This is a genomic window from Paraburkholderia sp. IW21 (assembly GCF_041321145.1).
Taxonomy (GTDB): Bacteria; Pseudomonadota; Gammaproteobacteria; order Burkholderiales; family Burkholderiaceae; genus Paraburkholderia.
In genome coordinates, this window is sequence record NZ_JBGGWA010000001.1 from 302,716 (window position 1) to 319,372 (window position 16,657).

At 59.8% G+C, this 16,657-nt stretch carries 18 protein-coding genes and 1 pseudogene; 13 read left to right on the forward strand and 6 right to left on the reverse strand.

The window, feature by feature from the left end; all coding sequences use genetic code 11:
- Positions 1–260 precede the first annotated feature (260 nt).
- From ACAX43_RS01370 to ACAX43_RS01390, 5 genes are all read left to right on the forward strand, one after another.
- Entirely contained in the window at positions 261–2,693 is a 2,433-nt protein-coding gene (locus ACAX43_RS01370) for a DUF6531 domain-containing protein (RefSeq protein WP_370706628.1), read from the forward strand.
- Entirely contained in the window at positions 2,690–3,052 is a 363-nt protein-coding gene (locus ACAX43_RS01375; RefSeq protein ID WP_370706629.1) for an immunity 8 family protein, read from the forward strand. Before ACAX43_RS01370 ends, ACAX43_RS01375 begins: the two co-directional genes overlap by 4 nt.
- A 153-nt stretch (positions 3,053–3,205) precedes the next feature.
- Positions 3,206–3,568: an Imm8 family immunity protein gene (locus tag ACAX43_RS01380; RefSeq protein ID WP_370706630.1), complete on the forward strand. Its 363-nt coding sequence runs from the start codon at positions 3,206–3,208 to the stop codon at positions 3,566–3,568.
- A gap of 336 nt (positions 3,569–3,904) precedes the next feature.
- Complete coding sequence (locus tag ACAX43_RS01385; protein WP_370707070.1) at positions 3,905–4,042, forward strand: Imm8 family immunity protein; 138 nt, start codon at positions 3,905–3,907, stop codon at positions 4,040–4,042.
- Positions 4,043–4,360: 318 nt separating this feature from the next.
- Positions 4,361–4,615: an Imm8 family immunity protein gene (locus ACAX43_RS01390; RefSeq protein WP_370707071.1), complete on the forward strand. Its 255-nt coding sequence runs from the start codon at positions 4,361–4,363 to the stop codon at positions 4,613–4,615.
- A gap of 84 nt (positions 4,616–4,699) precedes the next feature.
- Here the strand turns inward: ACAX43_RS01390 and ACAX43_RS01395 are convergent, their stop codons facing one another.
- The 5 genes and pseudogenes from ACAX43_RS01395 to ACAX43_RS01415 form a co-directional block, all read right to left on the reverse strand.
- Positions 4,700–5,161, reverse strand: a complete 462-nt coding sequence (locus ACAX43_RS01395; RefSeq protein WP_370706631.1) for an N-acetyltransferase family protein — start codon at positions 5,159–5,161, stop codon at positions 4,700–4,702.
- 81 nt (positions 5,162–5,242) lie between these two features.
- Positions 5,243–5,443 (reverse strand): hypothetical protein, encoded by a 201-nt coding sequence (locus tag ACAX43_RS01400; protein ID WP_370706632.1) that lies wholly within the window; start codon positions 5,441–5,443, stop codon positions 5,243–5,245.
- Positions 5,444–5,484: 41 nt separating this feature from the next.
- A complete protein-coding gene (locus ACAX43_RS01405; RefSeq protein WP_370706633.1) occupies positions 5,485–6,588 on the reverse strand; it encodes an NAD(P)/FAD-dependent oxidoreductase in 1,104 nt (367 codons plus the stop codon).
- A 147-nt stretch (positions 6,589–6,735) separates the two neighbouring features.
- The gene (locus ACAX43_RS01410; RefSeq protein WP_370706634.1) at positions 6,736–6,939 is read right to left on the reverse strand and encodes a DUF3562 domain-containing protein; all 204 of its coding nucleotides are present in this window, start codon (positions 6,937–6,939) and stop codon (positions 6,736–6,738) included.
- 168 nt (positions 6,940–7,107) lie between these two features.
- Positions 7,108–7,260: pseudogene (locus ACAX43_RS01415) on the reverse strand (EamA family transporter); the annotation flags it as partial.
- Positions 7,261–7,376: 116 nt separating this feature from the next.
- Here ACAX43_RS01415 and ACAX43_RS01420 point away from each other — a divergent pair.
- From ACAX43_RS01420 to ACAX43_RS01455, 8 genes are all read left to right on the forward strand, one after another.
- Positions 7,377–7,979 (forward strand): lipocalin family protein, encoded by a 603-nt coding sequence (locus ACAX43_RS01420; protein ID WP_370706635.1) that lies wholly within the window; start codon positions 7,377–7,379, stop codon positions 7,977–7,979.
- Positions 7,980–8,064: 85 nt separating this feature from the next.
- Positions 8,065–8,841 (forward strand): DUF1295 domain-containing protein, encoded by a 777-nt coding sequence (locus ACAX43_RS01425; protein WP_370706636.1) that lies wholly within the window; start codon positions 8,065–8,067, stop codon positions 8,839–8,841.
- Between the two features lie 67 nt (positions 8,842–8,908).
- Positions 8,909–10,012 (forward strand): cyclopropane-fatty-acyl-phospholipid synthase family protein, encoded by a 1,104-nt coding sequence (locus ACAX43_RS01430; RefSeq protein ID WP_370706637.1) that lies wholly within the window; start codon positions 8,909–8,911, stop codon positions 10,010–10,012.
- A gap of 103 nt (positions 10,013–10,115) precedes the next feature.
- Positions 10,116–10,658, forward strand: a complete 543-nt coding sequence (locus tag ACAX43_RS01435) for a DUF488 family protein (RefSeq protein WP_370706638.1) — start codon at positions 10,116–10,118, stop codon at positions 10,656–10,658.
- A gap of 13 nt (positions 10,659–10,671) precedes the next feature.
- Entirely contained in the window at positions 10,672–11,271 is a 600-nt protein-coding gene (locus ACAX43_RS01440) for a uracil-DNA glycosylase family protein (RefSeq protein WP_370706639.1), read from the forward strand.
- Positions 11,272–11,530: 259 nt separating this feature from the next.
- The gene (locus ACAX43_RS01445; RefSeq protein WP_370706640.1) at positions 11,531–12,130 is read left to right on the forward strand and encodes a cytochrome b; all 600 of its coding nucleotides are present in this window, start codon (positions 11,531–11,533) and stop codon (positions 12,128–12,130) included.
- 58 nt (positions 12,131–12,188) lie between these two features.
- The gene (locus ACAX43_RS01450; RefSeq protein ID WP_370706641.1) at positions 12,189–13,640 is read left to right on the forward strand and encodes a glycosyltransferase; all 1,452 of its coding nucleotides are present in this window, start codon (positions 12,189–12,191) and stop codon (positions 13,638–13,640) included.
- Positions 13,641–13,849: 209 nt separating this feature from the next.
- The gene (locus ACAX43_RS01455; protein WP_370706642.1) at positions 13,850–15,088 is read left to right on the forward strand and encodes a Rieske 2Fe-2S domain-containing protein; all 1,239 of its coding nucleotides are present in this window, start codon (positions 13,850–13,852) and stop codon (positions 15,086–15,088) included.
- Between the two features lie 459 nt (positions 15,089–15,547).
- Here the strand turns inward: ACAX43_RS01455 and ACAX43_RS01460 are convergent, their stop codons facing one another.
- The gene (locus ACAX43_RS01460) at positions 15,548–16,402 is read right to left on the reverse strand and encodes an oxidoreductase (protein WP_370706643.1); all 855 of its coding nucleotides are present in this window, start codon (positions 16,400–16,402) and stop codon (positions 15,548–15,550) included.
- Positions 16,403–16,657 lie beyond the last annotated feature (255 nt).

Below are 16,657 nucleotides of genomic sequence, written 5' to 3' on the forward strand. Positions count from 1 at the left end.
ACCAGCATGCCTTTTCCCGATCGTTGTAGACCGTCGCTCTCAGGGTTTGCACCGTCAGAAATATTCGTGTCGCGGGTGTTATTTGTATTGGCACGCGGATTTGCGCCGGTCCTGCCGTGCTGTTTCTGATTTCAGCCGGTTTGTGAATATGTATTGCGAGACTGGGATTATCGGAATGTTCCTATTTCGGATTCCCAACTCCCTCATGCAGTGTTCGAAATATTACGCATTTCTAACGGTGCATTAAAAAAGGGAGATTCATGAAAATAAACAATCCTTCTCACCGGCCAATGGGTAGTTTGCTCCGCCTGCTGGCCGCGTTCTTGTTATTGATGGTCGCGTTCGGCGCGAACGCGGACGACTTCTGTTATTCGCTCTACGCAAAATCAGGTGCGACGCCCGGTACAAAATCCTGTAGGAACGATGTCACCGGCAACACGCCTGGGGGCATGGGCAACTATGCGTGCATTAACAACATCGCCCTCATAGATCAGTGGTGCTCAATCCCGGCGACGGACGAACCGGAAGAGAGTTGCCCGGTTGCTGATCCCGTATATCCGGGCAGCGGTGCCGTTACGTTGACTAAGGTGGACTTCGTTAGCGGTGACGACATACCGATTCGGTTCACACGAACTTACCGCTCAAAACCGCTCGCAAATAATGTCACGGCAATGGGACCGGTCTGGTTCCATAGCTGGCAGCGCAGCCTCGGATTGGCCAATGCGAACAACGGCAGTTCGTCAAAGGTTCTTGCCTATCGCGAGAACGGTGAACCGGTCACGTTCAACTGGTCGGCCGGCAGCTGGCGCACAGCAGGATTTACAGGTCTTGCTCTGGCTCAGTCTGGTTCGGGATGGACTCTTACCGATCTCAAGACGGATACCGTCGAATCGTATTCCGCCCAGGGTGTCCTGCTTTCGGAGCGTACCAGGACCGGTTTCGTCAGGACCCTGACCTATGACGGCTCCGGTCGGCTTACGGCAATCAGCCAGCACGGCGACGATGCAATCGCCAAATTCGACCTGACGCTTCGCTTCGACTACGACGACAAAGGTCGGATTGTCCGCTTGACTGACCCAGCGAATGGTTTGACGCAGTACGGTTACGACGCGAACAGCAATCTCGTCTCAGTCACGTGGCCGGATGGCAATGTACGGCGGTATGTCTACGAAGATGCGCGCTTCAAGAATGCGATAACCGGTGAGATTGATGAAACCGGTACTCGTATTGCGACGTGGACATACGATTCGCAGGGACGCGCGAACGCGGTTAGCCACCCCGATTCATCGCGCAATATCCAATTCGCCTACGCCAACGGTGCAACTACCCTTAGCTACGGGCAAAGCAACCTTACGATGAACTTCTCGTCCATTGGAGGCATGCTAAGGCCAACCACGACCGGATCGGCCAAAGGCGCAGCCAGCACGACGTGGGACGCAGCGGGCAATCTGTCGTCCCAGACCGGGGTCAGCGGTAGTCGCACTCAGTACACCTACGACGACACCGGTCGCCCGGTTCGCGCGGTAGTCCATAGCGTGCTGTCAGGTACGTCCGTTACCTCGGTACGCTACGCCGACGCGACATCCCTTCGTCCTTCGACGATTGCTTCGCCGGGCAGAATGCGAGCGTTCGTCTATGACGCGAAAGGCAACGTGACGGGGCTCAGCGAGTTCGGCACGAGCGATGCAACCGGCGAAAGCGGATTCGACGCAACAGCGTCCGGTCAGCAACAGACCATCGGCGTACGGTATGACGCGCTTAACCGGGTGGCCGAAGCGAAGGCCTACGTCAACGGCGTCATGACGGAGGACTGGGTTTATTTTTACGACAGCACGGGGAATCGGGAAACAGCACAGAACCTCGTAACGGGGTGGCTCTTCGGCGACACAGCCCGGGACGCGGCACACCGCGTGACGCGACAGAATGGCAATTATCGCGAGGCTCGTATTGCGTATGACGCACGGGGACGAATTACCCGGTTCACCTATAACGAAAACGCTACAAACGCAACGGGCGGTCTAGCCCGCCTGCTAACCGTGAATTACGGCTATTCGGCTGACGGCCGGGTGATGTCCCGTAGTGGCACGGTGTCGAAAAACGGCGGGGCCGCGACGTTAATCAGCAGTGACGAGATTAATCAGTGGCTGGACAACTACGAAGCGGGCAGCGATCCCGTGGGGCCACCCGCCAATCTGCTCGGATGGGTCAAGGCGCTTCAGTTCGTTCAGGAGCCGGAGTTAGAGCCAGTCTGCGTGGAGTGCGTTTTCTATGCCGGCCCCCGGCTTGCGTGGACAGCGTTTCAATTGGCCCGCGATCCAATTTGGTCGATGCTCAGGAATACAGGCAAACCAGAGGCGGACGCGCAACAGTGTGCGGCGATTCCCCAGCAACTGACGTTTGAGGAGATGAGCGTTATTCTTAGGGAAGCACAGCGCGGAGAAGATAACTTTACGCTAGGCGCGGCGACGGCCGAGGATGCACAGTTGCTCGGTGAAGCATGGGTCGGTCCCGGCGCTCGCCAAACACGAGATGGCTCCGGGATGGTCAGTGCAGACGGCTTGCGCGTCTATCGCTACCCGGCGCACAAGCCGAATAATCCCCGAGCAACCTACGGCGTTCAGGCTAATTTTGAATTAAAAGCAAGGCCGAACATCAAACCTTACGCCAACGGACACTTGAACATATTGCCATGAAAGTAGAAATCAAGAAGCTTTACTCGCTTGAGATTGAAGACGAAATAAGCAGCTACTGGCCAGCTGAGACGTACAACTTTGGCACATGGATTCGACTCTCAGTCGGCCCGACTGACGAACTTGGGGCGGACTATTTCGATCTTTTTGTTTGTACGCCGCAGTGGCTTTCCGAAGAGCTTGAAAAAGATCCGGTCGCCCAGTGGGGACGCCACTCCTTGATCGTGAAAGGATACAACCTTGCCGCAATTGCCGATCAACTTGATCGAATGGTCCAGCGGTGCTCCGGTGACGATTGGCAAGAAATTGCCGTAAAGATCGCCCGCTTCGCCGCGTGGGAATTTGAAGACTACAAAATGTAGACCTGCAGAGGAATGTACCTAATGTGGTTGTAACAAAGGCGCGAGCACGAAACGCTCGCGCCTTTCCTATCGCGGCTGGGTGACCACTGGTTAGTTCTTGAAGTCATCGCCAACCAGCAGATCTATGAGCAACATACACTTGAACATCGCACCATGAACGTAAAAATTAAGGGTTTTTATTCCATCGAACTTGAAGACTATTTGGACCGCTACCGGCCCATTGAGCGGGACAATTTCGGCACAACGATTCGTCTTTCAATCGGCCCCAGGGATGAGGAGGGGGCGGACGATTTTCTCCTTTTTGTTTGCACGCCGCAGTGGCTCGCCGAGGAACTTGAAAAAGATTCACCGGCGCGATGGGCCCGTCACTTCCTGATTGTGAAGGAATATAACCTCGACTTAATCACCGATCAATGTGAACGCCTGGTGCGCCGATGCTGCGGTAACGACTGGCTAACCATCGCGCGGAAGATCGCGCGCTATGCGCATTGGGAGTTTGAAGACATGCAACCGTGAGCGGCGGGAATCCAAGTCCGATTCGTGCAAAAAGGCGCAAGCCTTCGCGCTCCTAGCATGGGCGCACTCCTGCGGGTGTAAATCCAGCCTTAAACTGGTCACGGCGAACGAAGCGATGCGCAACTGCATGAGGGCCATCAAAATTTGGGAGGAAGCGTGGAGCATAAATCGCAAACTGCCATCGCAAGATGGGGATTTGAGAGTTATCGGGAGCAAGTTTTTCATGGATCCCGTGGGATTAGAAATGCGAGCAGAGCTGAAATTCATTGATTCGCCAGACATCGATTCCGATAGCTACAGTCCGGAGGACGAAGATTGCTTCTCCTTCCGATCGGAATGACAATAGGGTACGAAGGTGGTAAGGGAGGAAATATTTTCCAAATGATTGTCTGTACGCCCACCTGGATTGCCAGAGAGAATCAAGGGAAAGCGGCGGGTCGTAGAGACGTCATTGCTGATCGTCTTCAGATATGACTGGCCGGCAATTTTATCGGTGATCCGGGAGATCGTAAGTGCACATACTGCCGATGATTGGGAGGCACTCGCGCAGTAACTGAGCCGAATCGCCGACTGGGAATTCGAGGACTACCGCCCGTATCAAGGCTAAGCGAGAAATCGCGCCTTTTCCCCTGCAGCGGCGAGGTGCGACTAGCGCAAAATGATGTTTACCTGAACATCCTCGTATAGGACGGAAAGTGTGTGCGGAACTGAAGTCGGTCGACTCTCCTGACGTCGACTTTGAAACATACTGTCCGGAAGACGAAACCTGTTTTTCTTTCCCGATAGCGCTCCATCAGGCCGGAAGGCGATCACACATCTGATATTTTTCAGATGACGGTGTGTACGCCAGGCTGGCTGAGCAGGCAGAACGCCGGAAAGACTGCGGTGTTGGGCGAGAACCTGTTAATAGTCTTCGGCTACAACTGGGAGATGATTTACTCCTATCTTGAGAATCGTATCAATCGTCTTATGGCAGAGGATTGGTCCGCTCTTGCTATAAAACTGAGTCGCTTCGCCAGATGGGAGTTTGAGAATTATCGGGAATAAGCTTTTTTTGCATGATAAGGAGGCACTATTTTCTGAACTACCCCCAAAAGCGTGGACGAAAGTCCACTTTTTGAGGGGCCTCGTTCACAACGCCTTGCGGTACACCACGAAGCCGGAGCGCTCCGCGACCTTGTCGTACAGCTTCATCGCCGTGTGATTCGTTTCATGCGTCTGCCAGTAGACACGCTGCAAACCGTCCGCTTTCGCCCGTGCGTAAACCGCTTCGATCAGCGCGCGGCCCACCCCTTTGCCACGCTCCGCGTCCAGCGTGTAGAGATCCTGCAGATAACAGATTGGCGCCGCCATGGTGGTGTGGCGGTGATACAGGAAATGCACGATGCCGAGCAACTGGCCGTTGCGCTCCGCGACCATCGCATGCATCGGCTCGTAGGCGTCGAAGAAACGTTTCCACGTGATCTGCGTGATCTCGCGCGGCAATGCGGTTTGGCCCGAGCGGCCGTAGAACGCGTTGTAAGCGTCCCATAGCGGCAGCCACGCCTCGAAGTCGTCGGGCGTGACGGGGCGGATCTGGATCGGGTCGGACATGGGTGTGACTCCTTGTTTAGTTATGGTTGGGACGAGTGGCGACGCCTGAACCATCAGCATAAGAAATTTGCGGCTTCATTGTTAGCTCCACAATGCGACCGGAATTTGGAGCCACGAATTTCGGCTACCGCCTGTTGGCATATCGTCGAAGAAACTCAAAGGCAGGCGGCCCGGCTGCTCCCAGATCACCGGGTGTTCGCCCGACAGGATCACGTGCGGGAAATGCAGATGCGCGTCCATGCCGTCCTGCTGCGGGATGAACAAAGCGTTGGCATCGACCATTGTTGAGTTTGAATGGAGGTGTTTTTGTATGAAAAAATGAACTAGACCGCTTCCGCTCTGAGCCAACGCGTGAGCATGGCGTCGTCATCCGTCTCCAGCGCTTGCGCGACCCGGCGCCCGAGCGCCGCGCCGAATTTGTAGCCGTGGCCCGAACATGCCGACACCACCAGCGTGTTGCCGATGCGCTTCGAAAAAAAACGCTTGTCCGCCGTGAACGTGTAGGCGCAGGTTTTTACTTCGGTGACCGTATAGTCGTCAATGCGGCTGAACGGCGGTGAGAACAGCCGGCGCAGACTGTCGCCTTCTCCGGGCGCCGCGATGCGATCGGCGTCTGGATCAGGAGCGCGCGATTTATGCACGCCGGCGCCGAACTTCAAGCCGACGCCGTCGACCGGCGGCAGCACATAACCGTCGCTATTGCCGCCGATATCGACGATCGCGGGCGCATTCGACCATGCGTCCGCCAGATCCGCGGGCGGTTCCATGTAGGCGACCGCGTTGCGATACGTCGTCAGACTTTCGGCGAGCGCGGGGAATAGCTGCAGCGTCCACGCGCCGGCGGTGACCACGAGTCTGTCGGCGCGAATGATAGTGTTGCCCTCGATGCGCACGGAAGCCGCGTGCGCGTCGACTGCAAGTACCTTGGCATGCGTGCGAATCTCGGCGCCGCGCATCTTGAGCCACGCTTTCATGTCGCATGCTATGCGTTCGCTAAATAATGCGCCGCCGTCATGATCGAGATAGGCGTAGCGAAACGTGGCAGGGTCGAGAAAGGGATAACGCTCGGCCGCTTCGCGTGGGTCGAGCCGTTCATAGTCGAATTTCATCCGGTCGAGGCCGGCGCGGAACAGTTCGGCGCCGTCGCCCGCATGTTGCGAGATGCCGAGCACGCCACAGTTCGCATAGTGGGAGACGCCCAGATCATTCCACAGCAGGTCCCAACTATCGAACGCTTCAGCGATGCTGCGCGCATAGCCGTCTGCATCGCCATAGGCGCGGCGGATCATTCGATGCCGGTCGCCCGAGGCGGCGAGGGGATTCGGAATCGAGCCCTGCTCGATCAGCGTGACGTCGTGTCCCAGTTTCGCGAGCGACCACGCCGTGCTCAAGCCGGCAATCCCCGCGCCTACGATCGTTACCCGCATGCCATCTTCCCCCGAATCGATATATCCGGGTCAGAGTCTAGCAGCGGGAAAAATAAATCGGTGCCCGTTCGCGCGAACCGGCCTACGACCCGGCCGGGTTGATCCAGAGCGCTATGAGGCAGGGGGCGGTCTCCGCGCGCCGCGGTATCAGTGTTTGTGCTTTGACGTATGGCGCAGCGTGTCGCGTACCTTCTTCGCCGCGAACAACGGCACGTAATCGAAGACGCGCGCGTCGTGCCGATAGTCGGCCAGTGTGTCCGCATACATCTTCGAGACCGTTTCCGTGGGCGTATCGGTTTCCTCTGCGATGCTTTTCACGACTTCTTCGACGTTAGGCTCGGGTTGGGACATGGATCTCTCCAGGGTAGAGGGGACACGATTGAGCACGGACGGTAGCTGTTTATTAGAGGATGCGTTCCGCAGCGATGCCAATTGAATCGACCTATCGCATGACCCGTTCCACAGAGATTTTTGTCTTGCGCTGCCACGAGCGCCCGCGCCGCGTGGTGAGGCGGGAAATCAATGCGTATGCCGGTGATGAATATCCGGGAAATGTGCGTGCGCGTGGATGACCGGCGCATGGGAATGCGGGTGGGTGTGCGGCTCGTCGCCGTCCCATGCGAAATCGAGCTCGTGCTGATGATGCGCATCGTGCCGATGACGATGCCTATGCCGATGCTTATGGTTCGCCGAGAACACGTCCACCCCGATTCCTGACGGCCCTCGCGCATCCATCCTGCCCCGCCGAACGTAATACGTTTATTACCGCTACGTCCGAGGCCCTCGCCATGCGCCGTTTTGTCTGTGCCGCCGCTGCTGTGGCGACTGTTTTGCTGCTGTCCCTCACGGGCTGTTCCAACGATCCGCCCAATCCCAATCCGCACGCCAGCGAGCCGCTTGCCACGGTGCCGGTCGATTTGCCGCGCTACATGGGCCGCTGGTACATCATCGCGAACATCCCGTACTTCGCCGAGCGCGACATGGTGGGGAGCCGCGCGGAATGGAAATTGCGACCGGATGGCAAGATCGACGATTCGTATTACGGTCGCAAGCAGAGTTTCGACGCACCGGAAAAGCACTATCAGTTCCTCGACACGCCCGTGCCTGGCAAGGAAGGCGGCGAGTGGAGCGTGCAATTGTTCTGGCCGATCCATGTCACCCAGCTGACACTTTATGTCGATCCCGATTACCACTACACGATTCTCGGTTATCCCGGCAAAAACCTCGGCTGGATCTTTTCGCGTGAGCCCGACATGAGCGACGCCGTCTATCGGTCGCTGCTCGCGCGGCTCGATGCGATGGGCTACGACACGTCGCGTTTCAGGCGCGTGCCGCAGCGGCCCGACCAGTTGGGCAAACAGGGCTTTGCCTCGCCGGGTGACAAGGACTAGCGAGAGGCATGCGAGGCGCTGCGTTCGTCGCATCTGATCGCGCCCTTACAACGTATAAGCCGCATTGCCACTGAACGAGGACCCCATGCCGCCACTTGCCGCCGCCGTGATCGCCCTGATTGGGCTCGTCGGGATCTTCAGCGCTGTCTGGGCGTGGCAATTGAAGACCGAGAACGCCGGCATGGTCGACCCGGTCTGGGCGTATTCGCTCGGCCTGGTAGCGGTGCTCTACGCCGTGCTCGGTACCGGCGACCCGGTGGCGCGCGTACTCACTGCGCTGGGTGGCCTGGTGTGGGGCGTGCGGCTCGGCACACATCTGTGGAAACGCAACGCCGGAAAGCCGGAAGACGCGCGGTATCGCCGCTTCCGGGAAGAATGGGGCGACAAGGCGGCCCGCAAGATGTTCTGGTTTTTCCAGATGCAAGTCGTGGTCTCGATGCTGCTTTCGATCGCATTCCTGGTGCCGTCGTACCGTACCAGCACACCGGCTACCGGTTGGATCGTGCTGGCTGTCGCGCTGTGGATTGTCTCGGTCGTCGGCGAAGGCATGGCGGACCGGCAGTTAAAACACTTCAGCCAGGATCCGGCCAATCACGACGCCGTATGCCGTGCCGGCTTGTGGCGTTATTCGCGGCATCCGAATTACTTCTTCGAGTGCGTCCATTGGCTTGCTTACATCGCGCTGTCGATCGGTACGCCGTGGGGATGGTTCACGTTATTGCCGCCGGTGCTGATGGCGTTTCTGCTGCTGAAGCTGTCCGGCATCCCACTGCTCGAAGAAAGCATGGCGAAACGGCGCACCGGCTACGCCGATTACATGCGCACCACCAGCGCGTTGATTCCGTGGCCGCCGCGGCATTGAGATGAGCAAGCCACGGCCCGAGTGAAACTTCAGAAGAATCCAGAAAAAACGATAGGGAGTCAGCCTCATGAGCCTTTCCACCACCGACCATACGATGCCGCCGTCGTCGCCCGCCGAGCCGAACGATGGCTGGCTTATCCAGAGCTGCGAGCGCGGCTGGCTGCCCGACAGCCTGATCCGTTTCGGCATGCGCCAACTGATGCGCCAGCGCTTGCGCGACGAAGCGGTCGACAACGGCGAGTTGCGGGCGCAACGGCTTAACCGTCTGCTGGACGACCTGCGCGCGAGTCCGATTGCGGTCGAAACGCAGGCCGCCAACACGCAGCATTACGAGGTGCCGGCATCGTTTTTCCACGCACATCTCGGACCGCACCTGAAGTACTCGTGCTGCCTCTACCCGACCGGCAACGAGACGCTTGCGCAAGCCGAAGCGGCGATGCTCGAACGCTATGCCGAACGAGCAGAACTGGCCAACGGTCAGCGGATTCTCGATCTCGGCTGTGGCTGGGGCTCATTGTCGTTGTGGCTGGCGGCGCGTTATCCGCGCGCGCAGATCGTTGCGCTATCGAATTCGCATGGTCAGCGCGCGTTCATCGAAGCGCGCGCGGCTGAGTTGGGTTTGCTCAACCTCTCGGTGGTTACCGGCAATGTCGTCGATTTCGAATTCGACGACGCGCAGCTTGGCGGCGGTTTCGATCGGGTGGTGTCGATCGAGATGTTCGAGCATATGAAGAACTACGGGCTGCTGCTCGCGAAGATTTCACGCTGGATGCGCGAGGAGGCGAAACTGTTCGTGCATATCTTCGTGCATCGCACGCTCGCGTATCACTTCGAGGTGCAGGACGGCAGCGACTGGATGTCGAAGTATTTTTTCACAGGCGGCACGATGCCGTCCGAGGCGCTCTTGCTGAACTTCCAGGACGATCTGCGGATGGAGCGTCAGTGGTGGGTAAGCGGCACGCATTACGAACGCACGGCGAATCATTGGCTCGCTGCGCTCGATGCGGCGCGTGACCGTGTGATGCCGATGCTCGTCGATACGTATGGCGTGCGTGATGCTGCTGTGTGGCTCCAGCGGTGGCGCATGTTTTATATGGCCGTGGCCGAGTTGTTCGGCTATGCGAACGGGAACGAGTGGGGCGTGGGGCATTATCGGTTTGTAAAGCGCTAAAGGCGTCGCTTTGCGTGCAGGCAGCGTTGGGCGCGGCGGTTGACCCGGTGTCGCGCGCGGGGTAAACGTAGAGCTTCTCCGCCAATGCCTGGGTGAGCTTGCCATGACGATTCCGTTTTTCACGATCGGTCATTCCACGCATCCGCTGCGCGAGTTCATCGAGTTACTCGAAGCATCCAGGATAGAGACGGTGGTGGACGTGCGCAGCATTCCACGTTCGCGCACCAATCCACAATTCAATCTCGATACGCTGCCGGGCTCGCTCGCGCCTGCGCGCATCGACTACCTTCACCTGAGCGAACTGGGTGGCCGCCGCAGTCGTCACAAAGGCGATGCGCCGTCGCCGAATGGTTACTGGACGCATCCCGCCTTTCGCAACTACGCCGACTATGCAATGACGGCGACGTTTCAGGAAGGTCTCGCGCGCCTCCTCGAACTCGGCCACCGCCAGCGTTGCGCGGTGATGTGCTCGGAAGCGGTGTGGTGGCGGTGCCACCGGCGTATCATCGCCGACTATTTGCTGCTGCGCGGCGAAACCGTATTGCACATCATGGATGCGCACCACACCCCTGCCGCGACAATGACACCGGGCGCGCAGGCGCAGCCGGGCGGCATGCTCCTTTATCCACCGGAACCTGAATCGTGATCCGCGCCATGGTATGAACGTAAGGAAACCCATTCTGCTGAATCGGCTATTACACGACATTCGCGCCTGTACGGTGTGCGCGCCGGTGCTGCCCCATGCGCCGCGGCCGGTCGTCGTGGCGTCCGCCGACTCGCGCGTTCTGATCATCGGCCAGGCGCCCGGTGCGCGCGTGCATGCGTCGGGCATTCCCTGGAGCGATGCGAGTGGTGCACGCTTACGCAATTGGCTCCAGATTTCCGATGAGACCTTCTACGACGCCTCGAAAGTGGCGATCGTGCCAATGGGTTTCTGCTTTCCGGGCAAAGGGGTGAGTGGTGATTTGCCGCCGCGGCCCGAATGCGCCGCGCATTGGCATCAGGCCTTGCTCGCGCAGTTGCGCGAGGTGAGGCTCACGTTGCTGATTGGCCAGTACGCACAGCGTTTTGGCCTCGGAGACGCGTTTGGGCCGACGCTAACCGATACGCTGCTGCGCTGGCGAGACTATGGCCCCAACGTGATGCCGCTTCCGCATCCATCGCCGCGCAATATCGCGTGGTTCAAGCGCAATCCGTGGTTCGACGCGGAAGTGTTGCCGACTTTACAGGCGCGGGTAGCTGAGGCGCTTCAGGAGTGACGGCGCCGCGCGCTCGACGAGCGGATCGAATTGACCGCATTGATCGCGCGGCGTAGGGCGGCATGCACGTTCAAGGCGTATCAGCTCCGCACCTCACGCACCGTCGAAATAATCTGAAACATATCGCCAAGCGCGTGGCGGAATAAAACGTCACACTAATGCGTTTGCCTCACACCGGCGGCGCAAGCAGACATTGCCGCGGCATGGCTGCATTTTCAACCAGCTTTCGCTAGAAAATCATTTGCAGACGGAACGACTCATGAACACCCACGCCGACTCACTGACCGATTCGCCCGGCACGCTGCTGCCGTCGCGTTATACCCGCACGGCTATGGCGCTGCACTGGCTGATCGCGCTGCTGATAATCGGCAATGTCGTGCTCGGCCTGAGTGCCGATTCACTGCCGGACGACTGGGTGCGTCCGGTGGTCGATACCCATAAGTCGATCGGCATCACGGTGCTCGGTCTCGCGCTGATGCGTATCCTGTGGCGCGTGACGCACAAGCCGCCGCCGCTGCCGCACGAGTTTCCGTCGTGGGAGAAGATCGCCGCGCACCTCGCTCATTTCCTGCTGTATCTGCTGATGATCGCGCTGCCGTTGTCCGGCTGGCTGCACGATTCCGCGTGGAAAGACGCGGCCACGCATCCCATGCGCCTGTTCAACCTGTTCCCCTGGCCGCGTATCGGCTATGTGACGCACCTTGACCCGGCGCTCAAGGAGACCTTGCACGACCGCTTCGGCGCCTTGCATACGTGGCTCGGCTACGCACTGTATGCGCTGCTGGCCATGCATATCGGCGGCGCGTTGAAGCACCAATGGATCGATCGCAAGTCAGTTCTGAAACGCATGGTGCCGTGAGTACCGTCACGCTACTTTTAATTTGCCAACCGTACTATCGACGGACTCAGCAGTCATTTTGAAGAACACTCTGGAACAGGCACTCGCCCTCACATCGCCGCGCATTCTGCCGCGTCCCACTACGCCGCTGAGCACGCTGATCCATCTCAGCGTTGTCGTACTGTGGTTGCTGCTGTTCGCACGCGCATTTTTTTTGCAAGGCGTGGTGGCATGGTCGACGGGTATCGCATACGTCGTGTACGACACGTTGCTGCTCGCGTTCGTCACGTGGAAAACGCTGCCGCTGATGCGGCCCACGCCGCCGCTCGAGCCTGACTTCGACTCGCGCAGCCTGCCGAGCATGGGAGTGATCGTCGCGTCGCATAACGAGGCGTCGGTGTTGCCGGTGACGCTTGCCGCGCTGCTGCGTCAGACGCATGGGCCGGCGCAGATCGTGATCGCCGACGACGGTTCCACCGACTCCACCCGCCAGCTGCTCACCGAACGCTTTGGCCTGGTCGCCGCAGCCGATGGCGTACTGAGCGCGCCAAGTTCGCTTTACCCGAATCTGTTCTGGTTGCGCGTGCCGCACGGTGGCAAGGCGCGCGCGCTGAACGCCGCGATCACGGTCATGACCACCGACACGGTGATGACCGTCGACGCCGACACGCTGCTCGACGACGACGCCACCTACGCCATGCGCGCTGCCTTCGCCAGCGAGCCGAAACTGGTCGCGGCGGCCGGCATTCTGGTGCCGGTCTGCGGCAAATCGGTTTCGGGCCGGGTGTTCCAGTGGTTCCAGACTTACGAGTACATGCGTAACTTCATCGCCCGCTTTGCGTGGATGCGCGCCGACAGTCTGCTGCTGATTTCAGGCGCCTTCGCGTCGTTCAAGCGCGACGCGCTGGTCGACGTGGGCGGTTTCGATCCGCAGTGTCTGGTCGAAGACTACGAACTGATTCATCGGCTGCGCCGCTATTCGGTCGATCATGGTCTCGGTTGGGACGTGCGCGTGGTCGGCGACGCGCATGCGCATACCGACGCGCCGGGCACCCTCGGCAGTTTCCTTCGCCAGCGCCGCCGCTGGTTCGCCGGCTTCCTGCAAACGCAGTATTGGAACCGCGACATGACCGGCAACCCGCGCTACGGCTCGCTCGGCATGCTGATGCTCCCGGTCAAGGCGATCGATACGATGCAGCCGATCTACGGGCTGACCGCCTTCGCCTTGCTGCTCGGCTTTCTGTTTGGCGGGCATGGCGCGATCGTCGTGTCGATTTTCAGCGTGATCGGCCTGAAAACGGCAATCGATCTCGCGTTCTATCTATGGTGTATCCATCTGTACCGCCGCTGGACCGGGGAGCGCACCCGCGCCAGTTTGTGGATGGCGGTACTCGCGGCGATTGCCGAGCCGTTCACGTTCCAGTTGGTGCGGCATGTCGGCGCACTGCTCGGCTGGCTGCATTTCTTGCGTGGCGGGCGGTCGTGGGGCGCGCAGCGCCGCGCCGGGCTCGTGGCGCACGACGAAAGTTAGCCGCCACCTGCTTTAGTCGCCCCTCGCTTTAGTTGACGCACACAAGGCGGCGGGCAGGCGCGCTTGCGCGAGTGGGCTGCGCAGCGGGGGCATGGAGGGGGCGGTTGGCAGAACCAGGCCACTGCGGGTTCGAGTAGACTGTGCGACGATGCCGGTCGCAAATAACGGGCCGTCAACCCTCTATCCGCTCGTGCACGGAGGCTCCACTTATGCATGCTGTTCCCCCGCTCGAACAAGACACCGTCGATGCGCCGGCCGATGCGTCGCTGGCTCATGCAGCCGCGCAAACCAACGCCCCTGCGGCAGGGAATGCCCACACGCCAGATCAAGCCGCCAACGGCGCCCCGGTCCGTGACCTGCGCCGCGTCGGCATTCACCCGGATTACTGGTATCCGCTCGCGTGGTCGCATGAAGTGAAGCGGGGCAAGACGCAGGGTGTGACGTTCGCGGGTGAGCCGATCGTGCTGGCGCGCACGGAGTCCGGCAAGGTGTTCGCGCTCGAAGATCGTTGCGCGCATCGTCAGGTGCCGCTACATCAGGGCGTAGTGGACGGCGAGTCGATCCGCTGCGGCTATCACGGCTGGACTTACGACTGCTCGGGCACGTGCATCGATGTGCCGTATCTGGGCCGTGAACGTCTGCCGAACGGCGTGCGGTCTTATCCGTGCCGCGAAGTCGAAGGCCTGATTTTCGTGTTTCCCGGCGATACCGCCTTGGCCGAAAAGCAGCCGCTGCCCGCATTCGGCTCCGTATCCGACAAGAAGTACAAAACGCGCCGTTTCGGGCGCCCGGTGAATTGCCACTATTCGTTCATGCACGAGAACCTGATGGACATGAACCATCAGTTCCTGCATCGCCGGCAAATGGGGCAGATGCGTGCGCGTTCGTTGGGCCGGCGGCGCGGCGAGGGCTGGGTCGAAGTCGATTACACGTTTGCGCGCATGGCCGGCCAGCAGCCGATCGGCGAAGCGATTGTGTTCGGTCAGAGCCGCAAGACGGGCGGCGATAACGACAAGGACGTGATGACGATCCGCACCGAGTATCCGTATCAGACGCTGCAGATCCGCACGTCCGATCAGACGCTGGTGATGGATTTGTGGATCGTCTACGTGCCGCTCGATCGCGAGCAGCGCACTAACCGAACGTTCGGCCTGCTGTCGATTCGCAAACCCGGTATTCCCGGCGTGCTGAATCTCGCGTGGCCGCTACTCGTGTGGTTCACTGAACGCATCTTCAAGGAAGACCGCGAGATCGTTGAAGCCGAACAACGCGCTCACGATTCGCAGGGCGCGGACTGGAATCACGAAGTGTTCCCGGTCATCAACGACTTACGCGCCTTGCTGCGCGAGAGCGGTGCGCCGGATCAGGTGGTGGGCGCCGGCACCGGCGGCGCTGCGGTGATCCGCTTCTGGGATTCGCGTCACGGCAACCCGTTGTCGAATACCTGATCCAATGAGCCTTTCAAATCGCTTGTGCCGGTTACGATCGTGCCCGGTGTGGGGCATTGATTCATCTCCAGCCGGCATGAGAATCCATGCCGATCGAGCGGCGATAATGGCATCTGATACACCTAGGTTTGCGCTAATCGAGATGCACCAGCCTCCGACCCGTGTACCATTTCGCTTTTTCCGATCTTTAAGAATACCCCGTGACCACGCAACAAATCCCCACCGCATCGCGTAAATCCCTCACTCTGCTGCAATTGCTGGGTCTCATCGGCGCCGCTGGCTTGATCGCCGCGATCGTGCTGAACCAGTTCGTTTAACCCTCCACAGCCCGCGCTTCAAGCATCCGACCTTACGCCGGCGCTCGCCGCCGGCTTCATCGATAGTCCTGTGCGATGTGAGCAAGGAAGATTGCGCTGGTCGAGTTTTAAGCCCGGCTGAGCGCCGGGCCATTCAGCGGTCTTAACCCGTCCCTTCCGGAAAATCCGCGCCGACCGTCGTGGCTTCCCACGCATCGAAGTCGCCGCGCATGAAGTCCAGCTTCTTGCGCGCCAGTTCGAGCGCCATCTTGCCGAGCAGCAAACGCAGGGGCGGCTTGTCCGACAGCGCGGCGTCGATGATCGCCTGGGCGGCGCGCACCGGATCGCCTGCCTGCTTGCCGCTACGCGCTTCGGTCTGCTTGCGGCGCTCGCCGGCCGTGGCCGCGTAGTCGTCGATCACCGTCGCCGATTGTTTGATCGACGGGCCCGCCCAGTTGGTGCGGAACGGGCCGGGCTCGACGACCAGTACGTCGATGCCGAGCGGCTTCACTTCCATCGCGAGCGATTCGGACAAGCCTTCCACCGCGTATTTGGTCGCATGGTAATAACCGGTCGCCGCGAAACTCGCGATGCCGCCAATCGACGACACATTCACAATCAGCCCGCTATGCTGTTCACGCATGATCGGCAGCACCGCCTTCGTCATGTCGACCAGACCGAACAGGTTGGTCTCGAACATCGCGCGGACTTCGTCGTCCTCACCTTCTTCGATCGCGGCCAGATAGCCGTAGCCCGCGTTATTGACGAGTGCGTCGATGCGGCCGAAACGCTGCCTGGCTTGTGTGACGACGTCCTCGATGTGCTTGCGGTTCGTTACGTCGAGCGGCAGAACCAGCGCGCGATCGCCGTGTCCTGCGGCGATATCTTGCACTTTCGACGGGTCGCGTGCGGTAACTACCGCGCGCCAGCCGCGCTCCAGCACCAGCTTCGCCAGTTCGCGGCCAAAGCCGGTGGAACAGCCAGTAATCAGCCAGACGGGGTTGTCTCGATTCATCATTTGGGAAACTCCTGTTGATGGGCCAGCAGCATGTGAAAACTCCATGCAGCGCGAAGGCGCGGTACGTCATGCGCTATTCGCGTCCGCAATCGGTTTGCTACGTGTACTTAGCTTGAAGCGTGCCCGGTGTTTCCCGGGCAATGTCGGTAATGGCGCGGGCGATGGGAAAGGCCGTGCTTTCAGATGCGATTCAGCGTTTGAGGGCCATCAATGAAATGGTCAAAGCACTTCGCCTCGCCCGGATTGATCGCCGAT